Below are 18,113 nucleotides of genomic sequence, written 5' to 3' on the forward strand. Positions count from 1 at the left end.
CTCGGCACTGCTACCGAACTCTGCTAGCATCAGAATTTTCAACAGAGTTTTTTTGAACAAGGTTTGCGCCGACCCGTTCGGAAAATAGCACCTGACTTCTCTCAACATGCTGAACCCCGCCCAGTTGAAGACACGGGATAAGACATCAATCCGGTGGCCGGATTTCCCCGCTTAAGCGATCCTCATTTTTGCTGGAAATGCTCCATGCATCACAAGCTTATGATTTTCCACGCCCCGCCTGCTGTTGACGCCTTGCCATCCTTGGCATAATTAATGCAAATAGTTTGCAACTGCATCAATACCCAAGGCATTGAATATGGCACCCCATGGAGCAGGCCCCTCCGGCGCTGGTGAAGTGACATTTGAAGGCTGGCGACGTGATCGTGGCGAAGCATCGATGTCTGATGTCCATCGCTCTATCAGAGTCAATCGTTCCGGTTCCAAATTCCGCCGCGCACTTTCGTTTTTCGGACCCGGCTATCTGGTAGCCGTTGGCTATATGGACCCCGGCAATTGGGCCACCTCGCTTGCTGGCGGGTCGCGTTTTGGCTACACGCTGCTATCTGTTGTTCTAGTGTCCAATCTGATGGCCATACTTCTGCAGGCACTGTGCGCACGTCTTGCAGTCGCCACAGGGCGCGATCTGGCACAGGCGTGTCGCGATGCCTATCCGCGTTTTCTTGCCTGGCCGCTCTGGCTTCTGGCTGAACTTGCGATTTGCGCAACAGATCTGGCAGAAGTCATTGGCACGGCGATCGGCCTCAACCTGCTTTTCGGCATTCCGCTGGAAATCGGTGTCATCATCACTGCCGCCGATGTGCTTCTGGTTTTGTATCTCCAAAACAAGGGGTTCCGCCGTGTCGAGGCGCTCATCATCACGCTATTGGGGGTGATTGCGCTCTGCTTCCTCATTCAGATTCTGATGGCGCAGCCGCAATGGGGGGCAGTCATCAAGGGATTTGCACCGACGACCGACATCATCCGCAATCCCGACATGCTCTATATTGCGCTTGGCATCATTGGCGCCACGGTCATGCCGCATAATCTCTATCTGCATTCCGGTATCATCCAGACGCGCGATTACGGCCACACGACTGCAGAAAAACGCGAGGCCATTCGCTTCGCAACATGGGACTCCACGATTGCCCTAACTTTCGCGCTGCTGGTTAATGCTTCGATCCTGATCCTGGCTGCTGCGAGCTTCAACGCTACCGGCAACACTGCGGTCGAAGATCTTGACAAGGCTCACGCTCTTCTGAACCCGCTGTTGGGATCGGCTCTAGCGCCAACCCTTTTCGCAATTGCGCTTTTGTGCTGTGGCCTGAACTCAACCATTACCGCGACCATGGCTGGACAGATTGTCATGGAAGGTTTCATTGATATCCGCCTTAAGCCGTGGCTGCGCCGTGCGATCACCCGCTTCGTGGCCATTGTTCCGGCTGCAGTCGTAACGATCATGTACGGCTCGCAGGGAACGACCGAGCTTCTGATCCTGTCTCAGGTCGTGTTGAGCCTTCAGCTACCCTTTGCAATCGTTCCGCTCGTCATTTTCACGGCCGAGAAAAAGAAAATGGGATCGCTCGTCGCACCACGCTGGGTGACGCTGCTTGCAGCTATCACCGCTGCAATCATCGTCGTGCTGAACATGAAGCTGATCTATGATTTTGTAGCGGGCGTTCCTATCTAAGCCCTCTCGTGGCTTTTCGAATGGGCGGCTCCCAATCTCGGAGCCGCCCTGTTTCTTACTTCACCGCCGCATTGCCACCGTCGGCATAAAGTGCAGAACCAGCGACGAAACTCGACATCGGGCCCGCCAGAAACAACGCAGCCTGTGCAATTTCCTCAGGCTGGGCAATCCGCTTCATAGCGTGCAGGCCTGCGGCCCACTCTTTCTGCTTTTCATCGCCAGCCAGCGGCGTATCGACACCACCCGGCAAAAGCGCATTTGCCCGGATGCCGCGGGCACCATAATCGGCAGTTATTCCCTTCACCATCCCCATGAGAGCTGCCTTCGAGGTTCCGTAAACCGACATGCCCGGAATGCCGACACTCGTGCCGACAAATGTCGACGTAAAAACAATCGAGCCGCCGCCTCTCTCGAGCATCAGCGGGATTTGCGATTGCGCTCCCAGAAACGCCGAGGTCAGATTACCTGCCAGCACCCCTTCCCAATCATCGGCCGCGATGTCAGCAAGCGGCGCGATGGGGCCAACTGTTCCGGCATTGTTGACTGCGATATCGAGGCCGCCGAATTTATTCTTTGCTGCCGCAGCAAGTGACGCATGGGTTCGGGCGTCCGACACATCCCCGGCAACACAATGCGCCTTCCCGCCAAATGCCGCGATCTCCTCCGCAACAGTTTCGAGACCGGCAAGCCCGCGAGCATTCAGCACGATGGCCGCACCCTCTTTGGCAAAGAGCAATGCCGTCGCACGCCCTATTCCGGACGATGCGCCGGTGATGATTGCAACCTTGTCTTTTAAACTTGGCATAGTGAACCTCCATGATTTCGTGGAGGTCCCAATTAATGATCCTGCCTTAACGCAACCATCCGTTTCTTGCGTTCAAACACCAAAGCCGGTTTTAAGAGCACTTCCAGCATGAATATGAAAAGGTTGCGTAGGATAATACGACAAAGCAGATAGTTAGAGCGGTCCCAATGTTTCGTATGGAATGGGAACCGCTTTAAAGAGAATTGTCAGTCGGTCTGTAAGCCGGGTTCTGTATGGCCGGGCTTTTGCCCGACGTGGCAGCCATTCATCTGGGACGGATGTCGCCACCCGCCTCGTGCAACCCACCCGGACGGCTGATCCGGAAACCGATTGCCGGCCCTTGCGAGCCAGCGCGCCGTCCCTATTCGGTTTTGCTCCCGATGGGGTTTACCGTGCCGTCTGCATTGCTGCAGACGCGGTGGGCTCTTACCCCACCCTTTCACCCTTACCCCGTCATCCCTGCCGTTTCATGACGCAACGGAACGGAAGACGGGGCGGTCTGCTTTCTGTGGCACTTTCCCTGGGGTCACCCCCGCCGGGCGTTACCCGGCATCGTGTTTCCATGGAGCCCGGACTTTCCTCACCTGCCGCCTTTCGGCATATGACAGGCGCGGCTGCCCGACCGACTGACAGCGCGCATATAGCAACGATAATGCAACAGCGAAACCAGATTCCAGAAAAAATCTGAACCCGGCGGAAACAGAAGAGCCGACGGTGTCTCCACCGTCGGCTCTTCGTTCACATCAGGCGGCCTGTACTCTACGCGACCCCCGACGTAAATCTGCATCGCATTAGAGTGCGCGCATATAAGCTTTGACCGAGCTGCAGTACTTTGCAGAGATCGGGTTCATGCGCGTTGCGCCATGGCCGGCATTGTATTTCAGGATCGTGCCGCAGGTGCTACCACCGCCAAGCTTCTGCGCCTGCGCCAGATACTTCATGCCGAACTGAATGTTCGTGGAGGGCTCGTAAAGACCTTTGGCGGAACCCGTATAGCCGAGGCCACGAGCGGTCGAGAGCTTGATCTGCATCAGACCTATCTCTCCGGCCTTGCCGCGCACATTCGGCTGAAAATTGCTTTCGTGACGCACAACTGCATGCGCGAGTGCGGAAGGCACGCCATAGGTCGATGCGTAACGATTGATAAGGCCGGAATAGGCGCTGCCGCCTTTGGCGTTGCGAGCCGTCGTGCCTTTTGACTGCGAACGCTTGGCAGTGGAACCCTGGGTAGCCGGAGCCGCACGGCCGCTAACGGCCGATGCCTTTTTAGGCGCTTTGGTTGGCTTTTCCGCCTCGGCAGAGTTGCTCTGCTGGCGCGCTTTGAAGAGAGCAACGAGATTGGTCGGTTCGGTTGAAGGGGCACTCAGCGCTGGACTCAGGCCAAACGAACTCATGGCGCCAACAAGGGCGCAAACAACAACAAATTTAATTTTCATAACCTACCGTCTTGGAACGTTTCTTTTGTCAGATCGCCCATCTTGGGGGAGACGATCCTGTTTTTTTTATCCCGCTCGATATGGGTTGTTAGGCCCTTGTCCGCTGGGATTGAGCGAGGAAGTGCCGGGAAAATGCAGCCGAAGATTGGTTGTAAAAGTAAAATAGTCTTACAGGTTGTAAGATTCCTGAGTCAGGCCAATCCCACGTAAAACGCCGCCACAAGCCTTCTGCAACAAGGCTGGATCGATCTATTTTTATGAAATAATTAGAGAAATACGAATCAACGCCGGATAGAGAAATTGGTCGGCTGCACTCGTTAGGTGGTAACATTTTGCAGGGAAAAAATTAGCCTGTAGAGGGTATCTATAGTAGATACATCGGCCACACCGTCCACATTCTGTGTCCGAAAATGACGCTGAAAGGCCTTAATCACGGTCTCTGTGCCTTCATCGAAGACACCTGTTATGGCGATCTCATAGCCATAAAGTGCCAACATGGACTGCAATGCTTCGACCGGCTGGCCGCTTTCGCCACGGGCCAGAAAACGCCCACCGCGGATCGGTGTCGGTTCGACATAATGGCCGATGCCTGCACCATGAAGCCGTTTCCAGGGAAAGTTATGGCCGGGATCGGTCTTGCGTGAAGGCGCGATATCGGAGTGGGCCAGGACATTTTCCGGCTTGATGGCATGACGCTCGCATATATCGCGGCAGAGGCGGATGACCGCATCAATCTGCGCATCTTTGAAGGGCGGATAGTCATCGAGATTGCCGGGATTGACGATCTCGATGCCGATGGAAGCGGAATTGATGTCCGTTTCGCCCTTCCAATAGCTCTTGCCCGCATGCCAGGCGCGCGCTTTTTCCGAAACCATCTGCACAATACGTCCGTCTTCATGGACAAGATAATGGGCCGAAACTTCCATGTCAGGCGATTTCAGAATCTGCACGGCCTCTTCGGCAGTCGCCAGACCTGTATAATGCAGTATGAGGAAAGTGGGCACCTTGCCGTCGCGACGCGGACCGAGATTCGGTGAGGCATCAAGCGTTGCACCAGCAAAATCGGGCCGCTCAAGCGCCAGTTCCTGAAGCAGTTCGCTCTCGATTTCGCGCACGCTGCTCATGCTGCCTCCAGATTTTTCTCAATACTCGCCCAGGCAGCGTTTATCGCTGCAAGACGCCTGTTGGCAATGGTTATGAATTCGAGCGGCAAGCCCTCTGCCACCAGCCGGTCGGGATGGTGCTCCTTGACCAGCGCGCGATAGCGCTTGCGGGCCAACTCGAAAGAAACGCCACGTTCCAGCCCCAGAATGGCATAGGGATCGTTAGCGCCGCGCTGGACATGCCGGATCGCGATACGATCGAAAGCAACTTCGTCAAAGCCGAAAATATCCGCAACGCCCGCAAGAAAGGCCATTTCCTTTTCGTGCACATAACCATCGGCTGTAGCAATATGAAAAAGGCCATCGAGAATGTCTTCCAGCAAATGACAATCGGGCTGTCCTTCGCTGCATAATCCGGCAAGCTGGCGCGCATAGGATTCATAGCCAGCGACATCCTGCTTGGCGAGATCGTAGAGCCGTGCGACATGCGCAGTCTCTTCCTTTGGTATCGCAAATATGTCCTGAAAGGCGCGAATTTCGTCCTGTGTGACAACTCCGTCGGCCTTCGCCATCTTGGCGGAGAGCGCAATCATCGCGATGGAAAAAGCTACCCGACGGCGCGTGTCGGCATCGCCTTCAAAAACGGTGCGCACGGCTTCAATAACGCCAGTAATGGCGTTCGACGTCACAGACGTGACAAACTCACCAATGCGAACCCAAATCGACATGGAACTTTTCTATAGAATTCTGGATGGACTGAAAACTGCCCACACAAGCGAAAGACGAAAAAACAAACATTTAGAAAGAATGAGAAGAGATTGGCTTAATTTATTGCCGCGTTCCGCAACATCAGCTTAGTGCTGGGGCTCGCGTTCATCGAAGGAGCGCTTTGCGACAGCCGCGGCGGCCTCTCCTGCTTCCTGCGCCTGCTGTTCTGTCTGACCGACAGATTTTGCCGCAGAAACTGCATTGGCGCGCGCCCGTTCGATGGATGCGGCCTTTTCTTCCGGGCTTACTACGCCGGAACTGTCGCGGAGCGATTTAACCAGATCGGGACCTTTTTCCGCGCCTGCATTTGCTGTCGGCGTGGCGGGCTGCGATATCGTGGCAGCGCCCTGCTCGCCGCCATCGGTCGTGGCAGCGGTTTCATCGTCGCCCTTGCCACAGGCAGCAAGCACAACCAAAACGATCGCAGAAATGAAAAACAGAAAATTGCGGTTCATGACAAAAGCCATAACCGAACCTAGTCTGCGTTGAAACACGGAAAACGCAGTATGCCCGTCTTTTCCCGGCGTGGTTGCTTTAAGGTCCATTTTTATCCCTAAGCCGACGGCCTTATCCTGCTGGCACGAATGGCGACCCGCAACCGGATCGCCACTGCTTTCAAACGCATCAAGCGCCAAGACTTCACAACACTAGTTGGAAGGTGCCGTTCCCGTACCCGGCGTTGATGGTGCCGGATTTGTCGGGGCTGGCGTCGTCATCGTATCATTGGTCGAAGGCGCTTCCGGCGCGGATGGTGCCGGTGCATTACTCGCGTCGTCCTTCTTGTCGTTGCAAGCTGCAAGGCCCAGAAGCGATACGGCAGCGATAGAAGCAATCATTAACTTCTTCACGTTGGCTCTCCTTCCTAGATCAGGCTCGTTGGCCTGGTTTCCGGCGTCAGGCTACAATATCGCCAAACACCTTTTCCGTTTTCTCCGTGCGTGGCCGGTTTGACCGGCCAATCACCCTACGGTCACTCAGCAACACAGAAATTCTGTCGACCGGAACCGTCGCATAAGAAAACGGCAACAGCGCGGAAAAGTTCTCTCAAATAGTCTTACCGATCGTAATAAAGCGGCAGTATTCAGGCAGATAACCGCGTTCATCAGGTTCTCAACCCCGTAATTAATTCGTCACGCCCTTGTCATTGGACGATGTTTAACTCTGCAAAATCGAAGCCGGGAATCGTGCATTAGGGGAACTTTTGATGCCAGAACAAGCCAAGACAATTCTCAAGCGTGCCGTGACCCAGAATAGCGCCTTCTCGCGGGCAGGCTTTTCCGAAAGGTTGTTTGCCTGGTTGTTCAAAGGGCTGGTCTATCCGCAGATTTGGGAAGATCCTGAAGTGGATATGGCAGCTCTGGCGATTGAGCCAGGCCATCGCATCGTCACCATCGCGTCCGGCGGATGCAATGCCATGTCTTACCTGACCGCCGATCCGGCGCGTGTTGAGGCAGTCGACCTCAATCAGGCACATGTTGCATTCAACCGACTGAAACTCGCTGCCGTCAAGAATCTGCCTGACTACGATGCGTTCTACCGCTTTTATGGGAAGGCTGACGACAAGACCAATCTTGTCGCCTACAAGCGCTTCATCCGCCCGCATCTGGATCAAGAAAGTCGGGCCTATTGGGAGAAACGCAAGTGGAACGGCCGTCAACGTATTTCCATTTTCTGGCGTGATCTCTATCGCCACGGCTTGCTCGGTGTCTTCATTGGCATGGGGCATAACGTAGCGCGGCTTTACGGCATCGACCCGCGCGACATATTAAAGGCGCGCACAATGGAGGAGCAGCGCAGTTTCTTCGATACGGCGCTCGCGCCGCTCTTTGAAAAACGCATGGTGCGCTGGGCCACGGCCCGCAAATCATCCCTTTTCGGACTGGGTATACCGCCACAGCAATATGATGCTCTTGCCACTGCGGGAAATGGCGACATGGCAATAGTCTTGCGCAACCGTCTTGAGAAACTTGCTTGCGGCTTCCCCCTCACCGATAATTACTTCGCCTGGCAGGCATTCGGGCGCGGCTATAGCGGCAATGAGGAGACCGGGCCTCTCCCGCCCTATCTTTCGCGCTCCAATTTCGAAACGGTGCGATCGCGCGCTGATCGCATGACAGTACAAAATGCGAGCTATACCGACTTTCTCTCTGCAAAGCCCGAAGCATCCGTCGACCGCTACATTCTGTTGGACGCACAGGACTGGATGAACGACGAGCAGCTTAACGCCCTCTGGAACGAAATCACCCGTACGGCTGCACCGAATGCCCGCGTCATCTTCCGCACGGCTGCGGAACCAAGTCTGCTACCGGGACGAGTAGTTTCGCAGATTCTGGACCGCTGGCAATATCAAGCAGATGTATCCCGCACCCTGCACGACCGCGACCGCTCGTCAATCTATGGCGGGTTCCATCTTTATACGCTGAAGGACGCCTGACATGCCGCGCAGCCCATGGAGCGTTCAGGGTGGCGACCATGCCAGCCTCATGGATCGGGTCTATCGTCGTCAGCGGCACTTCTATGACGCAACCCGCAAATATTATCTGCTGGGTCGCGATCCTATGATCGCAGGACTGGCTGCGCCCAGAAGCGCTACAGTCCTGGAAATCGGTTGCGGCACCGGTCGCAATCTGGTGAAAGCCGCGGAAATCTACCCCGATGCGAAACTTTTTGGCATCGATATTTCAGCAGAAATGCTGAACACAGCCCGCCGGTCGGCGGAGCGCGCAGGCGTCCAAGGTCGCGTTCAACTCGATCGTGCGGATGCGGCTCAGTTCGACCCTGAACGACTGTTCGGGCATACCGGCTTCGACCGCATCTTCATTTCCTATGCCGTATCGATGATTCCGCAATGGCAGTCGGTCGTTCGTGAGAGCATCCGGCACCTGAGCGCCGATGGAGAATTGCATATCGTCGATTTCGGCGATCAGGCTCGCCTGCCGCGCTGGTTCGGAAAAGCACTTTTAAAATGGCTGGAGTGCTTTCACGTCACACCGCGCAGCGATTTGTTTGCGGTTTGCGACCAGCTTGCGCAGGAACGCAGCGCGGTCGTTGAAAAGCGTATTCTTTATCGTGGTTTTGCCTGGATCGCAGTCATTCGTTCAACAACCCCGCCCGCGCCCGCAGATTAGAGCTAAACTTGCCCGCCAGACTGGTGACGTATGCCTCTGGATCGCGTAACCGTTAGAGGACTGATTCGCGACACGGAAGCACTATATGAACCGTCTGGCCTGCTACAGCACTCTCGCCCTCGGCGCTTTCATTCTTTCCGCCTGCACGACGGTCGACTACGACTTTTCCGACGTAAAGAAATCAGGCGGTTCGGTAGCCCGGATCGCACCGCCCTCCGGCCCGGTGAAGGCGCCGCGCTTCGGTGATCGCGACCCGCACGAATGGACCGGCAAAACACCTTGGCACTATCCGATCCACGGCACAGACGTTTCCAAATATCAGACGGATATTGACTGGCACGCCGTGCGCGCCAGCGGTATTTCCTTTGCCTTCATCAAAGCGACAGAAGGCGGTGATCGCGTCGATGATCGCTTTAAGGAACATTGGAACGGCGCCCATCAGGCAGGCATCGCACGGAGCGCCTATCACTTCTACTATTTCTGCCGCCCGGCCATAGAACAGGCGCGCTGGTATATACAGAACGTGCCGCGTGATCCGGGCGCGCTGCCTCCCGTTCTCGATATGGAGTGGAACCCTCAATCGCCGACCTGCAAGCTGCGCCCCAACGCAGCCGTTGTGCGCAAGGAAATGCGGATATTCCTGCAAGCGCTGGAAAAGCATTACGGCAAGCGCCCTATCGTTTACACGACGGTCGATTTCTTTGATGACAATGACTTGCGGCAGGTGGCTGACTATCCATTCTGGTTGCGCTCCGTTGCCGGTCATCCAGACGAGAAATACGGCCCGCATCCATGGACGTTCTGGCAGTATACTGGCACGGGCTCAATCCCCGGCATCAAGGGTGACGCCGACATCAATGTCTTCGCCGGCGATGCCAACTCGTGGAAAAAGTGGCTGGAAAGCAACAAGGTCCGCTAACACGGCGCAGTTTGACAGTTCACACCAAGTTTTGCTTCATTTCCGGGGCTTGTTGGGGCAATAGCTAAAACAATCCCCAAAGGGAGCACCTGTTCCCAATCTATTCGTGTGAGTTATCAATGAAGTTTCTTGCTTCAGTTATCGCAACTGCCTTGCTTGCATCCACAGTGATGCCCCATGCTCAGGCTGCCCCGTCTCCTGCGACGCCAACCGAAAACGCTGTTAATCGTCCCAAGCCGGAATGCGAGATCGACTTCGGCCAGTGGATGGACAATCTCACCGAGGAAGCCCGTGCAGCCGGCGTTGGTGAAAAAGGCATAGCCGAATTGCACAAGGCCATGCTGGAACAGAAGGTGCTTGATCGCGACAGAAAGCAAAGCTTCTTCAATCTGACCTTCACCGAATTTTCCAAGCGCCTCATCTCGGAAGCGCGCCTGAAAAAAGGCCGTGATAATCTGGTCAAGTATGCTGATGTTTTCAGGAAAGTAGAGGATACCTATGGCGTTCCCGGGCCTGTGCTTGCTGCCTTTTGGGGACTTGAAACCGACTATGGCGCTATTCAGGGCGATTTCGACACGCTGAATGCTCTGGTTACTCTCTCCTATGACTGCCGCCGCCCGGAACTGTTCCGTCCGCAATTGATTGCCCTTCTCAAGCTTTTCGATCAGGGCGTCGTGGATGCAGCGACGACGGGCGCATGGGCTGGCGAAATCGGCATGATGCAGCTTCTGCCGAAGGACTATCTTGAACGCGGCGTCGATGGCGACGGCGATGGCAAGGTCGATCTGAAAAACAGCGTTCCCGATGCCATGATGACTGCAGGGCGCATGATTTCGGAACTCGGCTGGAAACGTGGAGAGCCTTGGCTCGAGGAAGTTCGCCTGACCAAGGATCTGCCTTGGGAAGAAGCAATCCGCACCAACCGCAAGCCGCATTCCTGGTGGGCACAGCAGGGCGTGACGGGTCTCAACGGCCCGCTCGGCCCGGATGATGGAGATGCATCGCTTCTGCTGCCGCTTGGCCGCAAGGGGCCGGCTTTCCTTTCCTACGCGAACTTCGACGTATTCGTGGAGTGGAACAAGTCCATCGTCTACGCCACGACGGCCGCCTATTTCGCGACCCGTCTGGCGGGGGCGCCAGCCTTCGATCCTGGCAACCCCGTTCCAGGTCTGACGCAGGAGCAGTTGAAAGAACTCCAGACCAAACTTCAGGCCCGCGGCTACGAAATGGGCAAGATCGATGGCGTGTTCGGTGTCGCCACCCGCGATGCTGTACGCGCCGAACAAATTCGCCTTGGAATGCCTGCCGATTCATGGCCGACACAGGAGCTTCTTGATAAGCTCTGATCTACGATAAGGCGCGGACTTCAGAACCCGCGCCTTTTCCTTTTCCAAACTGAAACGTGCCCCATGCTCGCAACGCTGATCGTCGTCCTTCCTGTTTTCGCGCTGATTTTTTCCGGCTGGGGTGCCTTCAAGCTGAAAATACTCGGACCCCACGCGATAGCGGAGCTGAACCGTTTCGTCGTCTATCTGGCGCTGCCTGCCCTTCTCTTTGACATCATGGCCAACACTCACGGCAGTGAGCTCTGGCAGCCGGGCTTCATCATGGTGTTTCTGCTTTCGAGCGCCGTTGCTTTCGCATTGCCGTTTCTGGTGCGGCTGCGTGGAAAACTGCCGCTTGCGGATACGGCACTCGACGGCCTGAACGCCGCCTATCCGAACACCGGCTATATGGGTATTCCGCTTTCGATGATTGCCTTTGGCTCCGGCGTTTTGGCCGCGACCACCATTTCGATCATCATCACCGTCTGTGTCACTTTCGCATTCGCGATCGTCCTGATTGAAATCGGCTTGCAGACCGAGAAGAAACCGCTCCGTCTCATTTGGAAGGTTATGCGCTCGTTGATCCGCAATCCGCTGCTTGTCGCTCCGGCGCTCGGCGCAGTGGTTTCCTTTATGGGACTGGCCATCCCTACCCCGGCGGAGACCTTCCTCAAAATGCTCGGTGGCGCCGCATCCCCTTGCGCACTGGTGGCGCTTGGCCTGTTCCTCGCCCAGCCACGCAAGATCGAACGTGAAAGCGTCAATGCCATCGCCTTCCTCGTTTCGGTGAAACTAGTCGTCCAGCCGCTCGCAACCTGGCTGCTGGCGATCTATGTTTTCGGACTGCCTCCCCTGCTTGCACAAAGCGCTGCCCTTCTTGCAGCACTTCCAACCGGCACTGGCCCCTTCATGCTGGCCGAACATTATCGTCGCGAGGCGGCGATAACCTCCAACGTCATCCTTTACTCGACAGTGATATCTATCCTCACCTTGTCGGCATATTTGGCGCTAATTCGCTAAAACGCGCACAAAACATCGCCAAAAGCCGGTGGTAACTACGGCGAAAACAGTACCGAACATGGCAGTTCGGTGTCTTTTTCATGAAATGTGAACAAACTTTTCTAGTTAAATATTTCAATAGTTTAGGTGGTAAACGATAGGTTTATTTTTCCATCACGCCAGATTGCAGAACGAAATCTTCTTTTGTTCGAGGCGTTTTGCGCTTAGATTCCAGCTTCCTACCAGCGCGCGTCCGCTCAGCCGGGCGCATATGAAGGAGACAGACCAATGGGACTTACGCGATCCTTGAATGTCCTCATGATCTGTGCGGCATTTGCATTTGTTGCAGCGTTGATAGCAGGCATCATTCCTTAGGGAAAATAGCCTAAGCCATTACGGCGGCTTCGGTTTTGAAGACAGCCCGACCCGCAAGAAAACGAGAAAGCCCGGCGAAATCGCCGGGCTTTCCTTTATGTCAGGCAACTTCCAGAGCTGTTTCCAACTTCGGTCTTATGCCGATCATGTGACAGATAGCAAATGGCAGGTCAGCGCGGTTCATCGTGTAAAAATGGAAATCCTGCACACCGCGTTCGATCAGGTCCATCACCTGCTCGGCGGCAATAGCCGCCGCGACAAGCTGATGTGTCTGCGGATCGTTGTCCAGCCCTTCAAAACGCTCTGCCAGCCAGCTCGGAATATGCGTCGCCGACCGCGCGCAGAAATTCTTGACCTGCTTGAAATTATGCACCGGCAGGACACCAGGAACGATCGGGATATAAATGCCGGCACGACGAACGCGCTCAACGTAACGTTCGTAAAGGTCGTTCTCGAAGAAGAACTGTGTGATGGCGCGCGTCGCACCATTGTCCACCTTACGCTTCAGCATATCGATATCGGTCGCAAAATCCGGGCTTTCCGGATGCTTTTCTGGATAGGCGGAAACTGAAATGTCGAAATCCGCAATATCGCGCAGACCGGAAACCAATTCGGCGCCGTTCTGATAACCACCCGGCGTCGGTACATATTTCTCGCCGATGCCGGCTGCCGGATCGCCGCGCAGTGCCACGAAGCGGTTGACGCCGAGGGATGCAAATTCACGCACGACACGATCGACTTCCTCACGTGTCGCATCCACGCAGGTCAGATGCGCCGCTGGCTTGACCTCGGTTTCCTTAAGGATGCGGGCCACTGTGCGCACCGTGCGCTCGCGCGTGGAACCACCGGCGCCGTAGGTCACAGAAACAAATTCCGGTTGCAGCGGAGCGAGCCGTGTCACCGTATCCCAGAGACGCTGTTCCATTTCCTCCGACTTGGGTGGGAAGAATTCAAACGATACCCGGGTGGTCTGGCCAACATCCGGTCGGCGGGAAAGACCGTAAAAACCCATCAAACTGTCTCCGTCATGCTTATTTTCTGTCTTTGTCGCATGTCATTATCCCAAAGCCGGTTCCCACTTTTGGGAAACATGCGAAACCGGATCGGCAATGAGGAGCCGTGGATCGCGGGCGAGCCACAGTTTCACTGTCAGCCCCGCTTCTCCATTGGCCGCCTTGGGCTCCAGTTCCAATGTCTTTTCCGGTTCAAGACCGGCATCTCTCATCCAGCCCAGCATCTGCTCGTCGCTGAAGCCAAGTCGCAAATGCGCGTGTTCCTCACGTAGGAATTCGAGTTTGTGCGGCGCAAAATCGACGATCAGCAATCGTCCGTTAGGGCGCAAAGCCCGCGCCGCTTCGCGAATGGCAGCGAGCGGATCATCAAGGAAGTGAAGAACCTGATGAATAGTAACCAGATCGAAGCTCTCACGTTCCACAGGCAGCGCATAGACATCGCCCTGGCGAACCTGTGCATTGCCGATGGCCGCAAGGTCGAGATTGGCTCGCGCCACAGCCAGCATGTCGCGATTGATGTCAATGCCGACGCCACGAAGGTAAAGCGGGGCAAAAAGCTCCAGCAACCGGCCAGTACCTGTGCCAACATCCAGCATAGCCTGAAACGGCTTTTCGCCAATAATCTTCTTGAGCGCAACTTCAACGGCATTTTCTGAAACATGCAGCTTGCGTATCTGGTCCCAGCTACCGGCATTGGCGCTAAAATAGGCAGCCGCCTTTTCCTGACGGCTGGCCTTGACCTGCGACAACCGTTCCATGTCACGTTCAATCAGCGCATCGGCATTGTCGAGACGCGCCAGAAGTCCGCGCGCAAGATCGCCGCTGATCGCATTGTCAGCGAGACGGAAATAGGCCCACGCGCCTTCCTGATAGCGATCAATCAGATCGGCTTCCGCCAATAGCTTCAGATGACGCGAGACACGGGGCTGGGACTGCCCCAAGATCGTCGTGAGGTCAGAGACAGTGAGATCGCCGCGCGAGAGAAGCGCCAAAATGCGCAAGCGGCTGGGCTCGGCCACCGCCTTCAGCACATCTACCATCGGATCGAGTTGCAGTTGCAAACCGGCCATGCCTTCCGCTCTTCGTTGACGCGACTACGTTAACGGCCCACTATGGCCACCTGTAAAGATATAAAGATATGTTTATATGGAAAGCAATTCCTGCGCAAGCGATTTTCGTGCACAATGGCCAGACAAAGGATTCGCGCACAACAACTGATTTCAAGGAGGGGCCATGAGTGCAGGCACAATGCGCCAGAAGGCAATCGCCAAATCGCTGACGCTTCTGCTTCCGGCAGTCCCTTATTCGGACTCCGAACCGATCCGCGCCGCAGCACTCGCACCTCATATGAAGATGCTCCCACCATCTACTGCCGTTTGGCTGGCGACTGTCGCGCACGTGCGTCATACGCATACCGATTACGATGCGCTGCGCGACGAAGGTTATGACAAGGATTCAGCACGTTTTTTCGTACTTGATGCCATCAACGCCAAGCTGACTGAATGGCGCGCGACACGGCTGCTGTCGCCGGAAGACGACGAAGCTGTGGAGATGTGAAAGCGCCGCCTGAGGCGGCAATGTTGGCAGGCTGTAAAGACAATATGAGTCTTGCGCCGGTTTGATTACCGAAGAATAGCCGCAGCTTCCGATCAGCAGCAGGACAGGTAGTTATTTCTTCTGAACGACCAGGAAAATGCGCGGAAAACGCAGCAGGACCTTTCCGTCAGCCGCCGCTGGATAATGCGGCGCAATCCTCGTTTTGTAGGCATCGAGATATTCCGCCTGCTCCTGTTCATTGAGCGGATCGAGAAACGGCCGCAATCCCGTCCCCTTCACCCATTCCACAATTGCATCAATGCCATCCAGCGGGTGATTATAGACCGTGTGCCATATATCGAGCCGGGCGGCCTGGCTGGCGAGCGCATTATAATAATCCATCACCCAGGGCAGCGGTTCCCTACCCTTGGCGCCAATCTTGGCGGCGAAGGCTTCTGTTTTGGCAACGTCACGCATACCGACATGGGTAGGCTCGCCCATATTGTCAGGCATCTGGACGGCCATCACCGCACCTGAACGGAGCAGCGACAAGAGGCGCTTCATCTGCTCGATATGATCCGGTATCCACTGGAACACAGCATTGGAAAAGAGAACATCAGTTTCCACGTCCGGCTCGTAGCTTGTTACATCGCCGATAGTGAAACCAACCTTCGGCAACCGAGCCTTGGCCTTGTCGATCATATCAGGCGATGTGTCGAAGCCGGACACATCAGCATCCGGCCAACGCTCGACCAGAAGTTCCGTCGAGTTGCCCGGACCGCAGCCCATATCGACCACCTTGCGCGGCCTGCCGACCGGTATCTGGGCCAAAAGATCGCGTGCCGGGCGGCTGCGTTCGTCTTCAAACTTCAGATATTGCTTTGCAGACCAGTCTTTCATAACGTTTCCCATCGCCAAATAAAAAGGCCGATGCAATGCATCGGCCTTAACTTTAAAGCGCCAAAAGTTGGTTGAGGTTCTGGCTATGGCTAGGCGAAAATGGTGAGGTTTGAGAACCGGAGCGCAGCGTACTTTGCGTACGTGAGCACCGGAAGCGCAGAACAACGCCATTTGCAGACCGCCAGAGCCTGAACATCTCGAACCTTACCGTGTGAGTGGCTTGTAGGTCACTCGTTTCGGGTTGACGCTATCCGGTCCAAGACGACGAATCTTGTCGGCTTCATAGTCCTCGAAGTTACCTTCGAACCATTCGACATGGCTGTCGCCTTCGAATGCGAGGATATGCGTTGCCAGACGGTCAAGGAACATTCGGTCGTGGCTGATGATAACGGCGCAGCCAGCGAAGTTTTCCAACGCATCTTCAAGAGCGCCAAGCGTTTCGGTATCGAGATCGTTGGTCGGTTCGTCGAGCAGAAGAACATTGCCACCGGACTTCAGCATCTTGGCAAGGTGAACGCGATTGCGCTGACCGCCGGAAAGATTGCCGACCTTCTGCTGCTGGTCGCCACCCTTGAAATTGAACGCACCGCAATAGGCGCGGCTATTCATTTCAAACTTGCCGAGCTTGATAACGTCATTACCACCGGAGATCTCTTCCCAGACAGTCTTGTTCGGGTCGAGCGCATCGCGGCTCTGATCCACATAGGAAAGATGAACCGTATCGCCAATGCGAACCGAACCTTTATCCGGCTGTTCCTGCCCCGTCAGCATCTTGAACAGCGTTGACTTACCGGCACCGTTCGGGCCGATCACGCCGACAATACCGCCCGCCGGTAGCTTGAAGCTCAAATCGTCGATCAGGAGGCGGTCGCCAAAGCCTTTAGACAGACCGTCAACCTCGATGACCACCTGACCTAGGCGCTCGCCAACCGGGATGATGATCTGCGCATCGCCGGGGCGACGCTCTTCCGCGCTCTTGACCAGCTCGTCATAGGCCTTGATACGAGCCTTGGACTTGGCCTGACGCGCCTTCGGGCTCGCCGAAATCCACTCGCGTTCACGCGACAGCGCCTTTTCACGGGCCGCCTCTTCGCGACCTTCCTGCTGCATACGCTTGGCCTTGGCTTCCAGATAGGCAGAATAGTTGCCTTCGTAAGGAATACCGCGACCACGGTCGAGTTCGAGAATCCAGCCCGTCACATTGTCGAGGAAGTAACGGTCGTGGGTGATGATCAGCACGGAACCCGGATATTCGCGCAGGTGCTTTTCAAGCCATGCGGTCGTCTCGGCATCCAGATGGTTGGTCGGTTCATCGAGAAGCAGAAGGTCAGGCTTTGAAAGCAGAAGCTTGCAAAGTGCCACACGGCGCTTTTCACCGCCCGAAAGCTTGGTAACGTCGGCATCGCCCGGCGGGCAACGCAGCGCTTCCATGGCCATTTCAACCTGGCTTTCGAGATCCCAAAGGTTCTGGCTGTCAATGATGTCCTGAAGCTTCGCGCCTTCATCCGCAGTTTCGTCGGAATAGTTCATCATCAGTTCGTTGTAACGGTCAATGATCGCCTTCTTGGCAGCGACCCCTTCCATCACATTACCGAGCACATCCTTGGACGGATCGAGTTCCGGCTCCTGCGGAAGATAACCACAGGTCGCACCCTCGGCAAGCCAAGCTTCGCCGGTATATTCCTTGTCGAGACCAGCCATGATCTTGAGGATGGTCGACTTACCGGCGCCGTTCGGGCCGAGAATGCCGATCTTGGCGTCGGGATAGAAGGAGAGATGGATGTTCTCTAGGATTTTCTTGTTGCCATAGGCCTTGTTGAGGCCGGACATGTGATAAATGAACTGGCGTGCCATAAAGCGCGTCGTCTCCGCAGGTTGAGAAGCGCGATCGGTCCAATGATTGCCGAACCGCGCGGAAATTGCTGAGTGTCTGAATCAAAAAGCGTCAGACCGTAGCGAAAATGATGATTTTTGAGAACCGGAGCGCAGTGTACATAGGTACACGAGCACCGGAAGGGCATAAAATCATCATGTGCAGCCAGGTATGGCGACTTTTGGATCAGACACTGAGGCGTATGTAGGCCAAATATGTCCCGGACGCAAACGGCAACCCGCGAAA

At 55.6% G+C, this 18,113-nt stretch carries 17 protein-coding genes and 1 other RNA gene; 7 read left to right on the forward strand and 11 right to left on the reverse strand.

Annotation, left to right across the window (positions count from 1 at the left end; genetic code table 11):
* Window positions 1-316 precede the first annotated feature (316 nt).
* Window positions 317-1,687 (forward strand): Nramp family divalent metal transporter, encoded by a 1,371-nt coding sequence (locus tag FJQ48_RS17860; RefSeq protein WP_139976253.1) that lies wholly within the window; start codon window positions 317-319, stop codon window positions 1,685-1,687.
* Between the two features lie 55 nt (window positions 1,688-1,742).
* On the opposite strand, the gene FJQ48_RS17865 is transcribed toward FJQ48_RS17860, so the two are convergent.
* The 7 genes from FJQ48_RS17865 to FJQ48_RS17895 all read right to left on the reverse strand — a co-directional run bounded on the left by FJQ48_RS17865 (window position 1,743) and on the right by FJQ48_RS17895 (window position 6,647).
* A complete protein-coding gene (locus tag FJQ48_RS17865) occupies window positions 1,743-2,492 on the reverse strand; it encodes an SDR family oxidoreductase (protein WP_139976254.1) in 750 nt (249 codons plus the stop codon).
* A gap of 202 nt (window positions 2,493-2,694) precedes the next feature.
* Window positions 2,695-3,122: RNase P RNA component class A (gene rnpB / locus FJQ48_RS17870), an RNA gene on the reverse strand.
* Between the two features lie 161 nt (window positions 3,123-3,283).
* Window positions 3,284-3,928: a transglycosylase SLT domain-containing protein gene (locus tag FJQ48_RS17875; protein WP_139976255.1), complete on the reverse strand. Its 645-nt coding sequence runs from the start codon at window positions 3,926-3,928 to the stop codon at window positions 3,284-3,286.
* 317 nt (window positions 3,929-4,245) lie between these two features.
* A complete protein-coding gene (locus FJQ48_RS17880; RefSeq protein ID WP_139976256.1) occupies window positions 4,246-5,052 on the reverse strand; it encodes an N-acetylmuramoyl-L-alanine amidase in 807 nt (268 codons plus the stop codon).
* Entirely contained in the window at window positions 5,049-5,759 is a 711-nt protein-coding gene (locus FJQ48_RS17885) for a DnaJ family molecular chaperone (protein WP_139976257.1), read from the reverse strand. Before FJQ48_RS17885 ends, FJQ48_RS17880 begins: the two co-directional genes overlap by 4 nt.
* Before the next feature lie 126 nt (window positions 5,760-5,885).
* Entirely contained in the window at window positions 5,886-6,344 is a 459-nt protein-coding gene (locus FJQ48_RS17890; protein WP_247870406.1) for a hypothetical protein, read from the reverse strand.
* A gap of 102 nt (window positions 6,345-6,446) precedes the next feature.
* Window positions 6,447-6,647 carry a hypothetical protein gene (locus tag FJQ48_RS17895; protein ID WP_139976259.1) on the reverse strand — a complete coding sequence of 67 codons (201 nt, stop codon included), beginning with the start codon at window positions 6,645-6,647 and terminating at the stop codon, window positions 6,447-6,449.
* Window positions 6,648-7,003: 356 nt separating this feature from the next.
* Here FJQ48_RS17895 and FJQ48_RS17900 point away from each other — a divergent pair, with 356 nt between their 5' ends.
* From FJQ48_RS17900 to FJQ48_RS17920, 5 genes are all read left to right on the forward strand, one after another.
* The gene (locus tag FJQ48_RS17900) at window positions 7,004-8,233 is read left to right on the forward strand and encodes a DUF3419 family protein (protein ID WP_139976260.1); all 1,230 of its coding nucleotides are present in this window, start codon (window positions 7,004-7,006) and stop codon (window positions 8,231-8,233) included.
* Window position 8,234: 1 nt separating this feature from the next.
* A complete protein-coding gene (locus FJQ48_RS17905; protein ID WP_139976261.1) occupies window positions 8,235-8,927 on the forward strand; it encodes a class I SAM-dependent methyltransferase in 693 nt (230 codons plus the stop codon).
* Between the two features lie 85 nt (window positions 8,928-9,012).
* On the forward strand, window positions 9,013-9,846 hold the full coding sequence (locus FJQ48_RS17910; RefSeq protein ID WP_139976262.1) for a GH25 family lysozyme: 834 nt from the start codon (window positions 9,013-9,015) through the stop codon (window positions 9,844-9,846).
* Between the two features lie 119 nt (window positions 9,847-9,965).
* The gene (locus FJQ48_RS17915) at window positions 9,966-11,192 is read left to right on the forward strand and encodes a lytic murein transglycosylase (RefSeq protein ID WP_139976263.1); all 1,227 of its coding nucleotides are present in this window, start codon (window positions 9,966-9,968) and stop codon (window positions 11,190-11,192) included.
* A gap of 63 nt (window positions 11,193-11,255) precedes the next feature.
* On the forward strand, window positions 11,256-12,191 hold the full coding sequence (locus tag FJQ48_RS17920) for an AEC family transporter (protein WP_139976264.1): 936 nt from the start codon (window positions 11,256-11,258) through the stop codon (window positions 12,189-12,191).
* Window positions 12,192-12,645: 454 nt separating this feature from the next.
* Here the strand turns inward: FJQ48_RS17920 and metF are convergent, their stop codons facing one another.
* Both metF and FJQ48_RS17930 read right to left on the reverse strand, forming a co-directional pair.
* Complete coding sequence (metF, locus tag FJQ48_RS17925) at window positions 12,646-13,557, reverse strand: methylenetetrahydrofolate reductase [NAD(P)H] (protein ID WP_139976265.1); 912 nt, start codon at window positions 13,555-13,557, stop codon at window positions 12,646-12,648.
* 45 nt (window positions 13,558-13,602) lie between these two features.
* Window positions 13,603-14,628 carry a metalloregulator ArsR/SmtB family transcription factor gene (locus FJQ48_RS17930; protein ID WP_139976266.1) on the reverse strand — a complete coding sequence of 342 codons (1,026 nt, stop codon included), beginning with the start codon at window positions 14,626-14,628 and terminating at the stop codon, window positions 13,603-13,605.
* 163 nt (window positions 14,629-14,791) lie between these two features.
* Here FJQ48_RS17930 and FJQ48_RS17935 point away from each other — a divergent pair, with 163 nt between their 5' ends.
* The gene (locus FJQ48_RS17935) at window positions 14,792-15,115 is read left to right on the forward strand and encodes a DUF2293 domain-containing protein (RefSeq protein ID WP_139976267.1); all 324 of its coding nucleotides are present in this window, start codon (window positions 14,792-14,794) and stop codon (window positions 15,113-15,115) included.
* 111 nt (window positions 15,116-15,226) lie between these two features.
* Here the strand turns inward: FJQ48_RS17935 and tam are convergent, their stop codons facing one another.
* Entirely contained in the window at window positions 15,227-15,994 is a 768-nt protein-coding gene (tam, locus tag FJQ48_RS17940; RefSeq protein WP_139976268.1) for a trans-aconitate 2-methyltransferase, read from the reverse strand.
* 204 nt (window positions 15,995-16,198) lie between these two features.
* Window positions 16,199-17,848 (reverse strand): energy-dependent translational throttle protein EttA, encoded by a 1,650-nt coding sequence (gene ettA, locus FJQ48_RS17945; RefSeq protein ID WP_139976269.1) that lies wholly within the window; start codon window positions 17,846-17,848, stop codon window positions 16,199-16,201.
* Window positions 17,849-18,113: the final 265 nt, after the last annotated feature.

Source organism: Ochrobactrum sp. CGA5, assembly GCF_006345815.1.
In the GTDB taxonomy this organism is placed as follows: Bacteria; Pseudomonadota; Alphaproteobacteria; order Rhizobiales; family Rhizobiaceae; genus Brucella.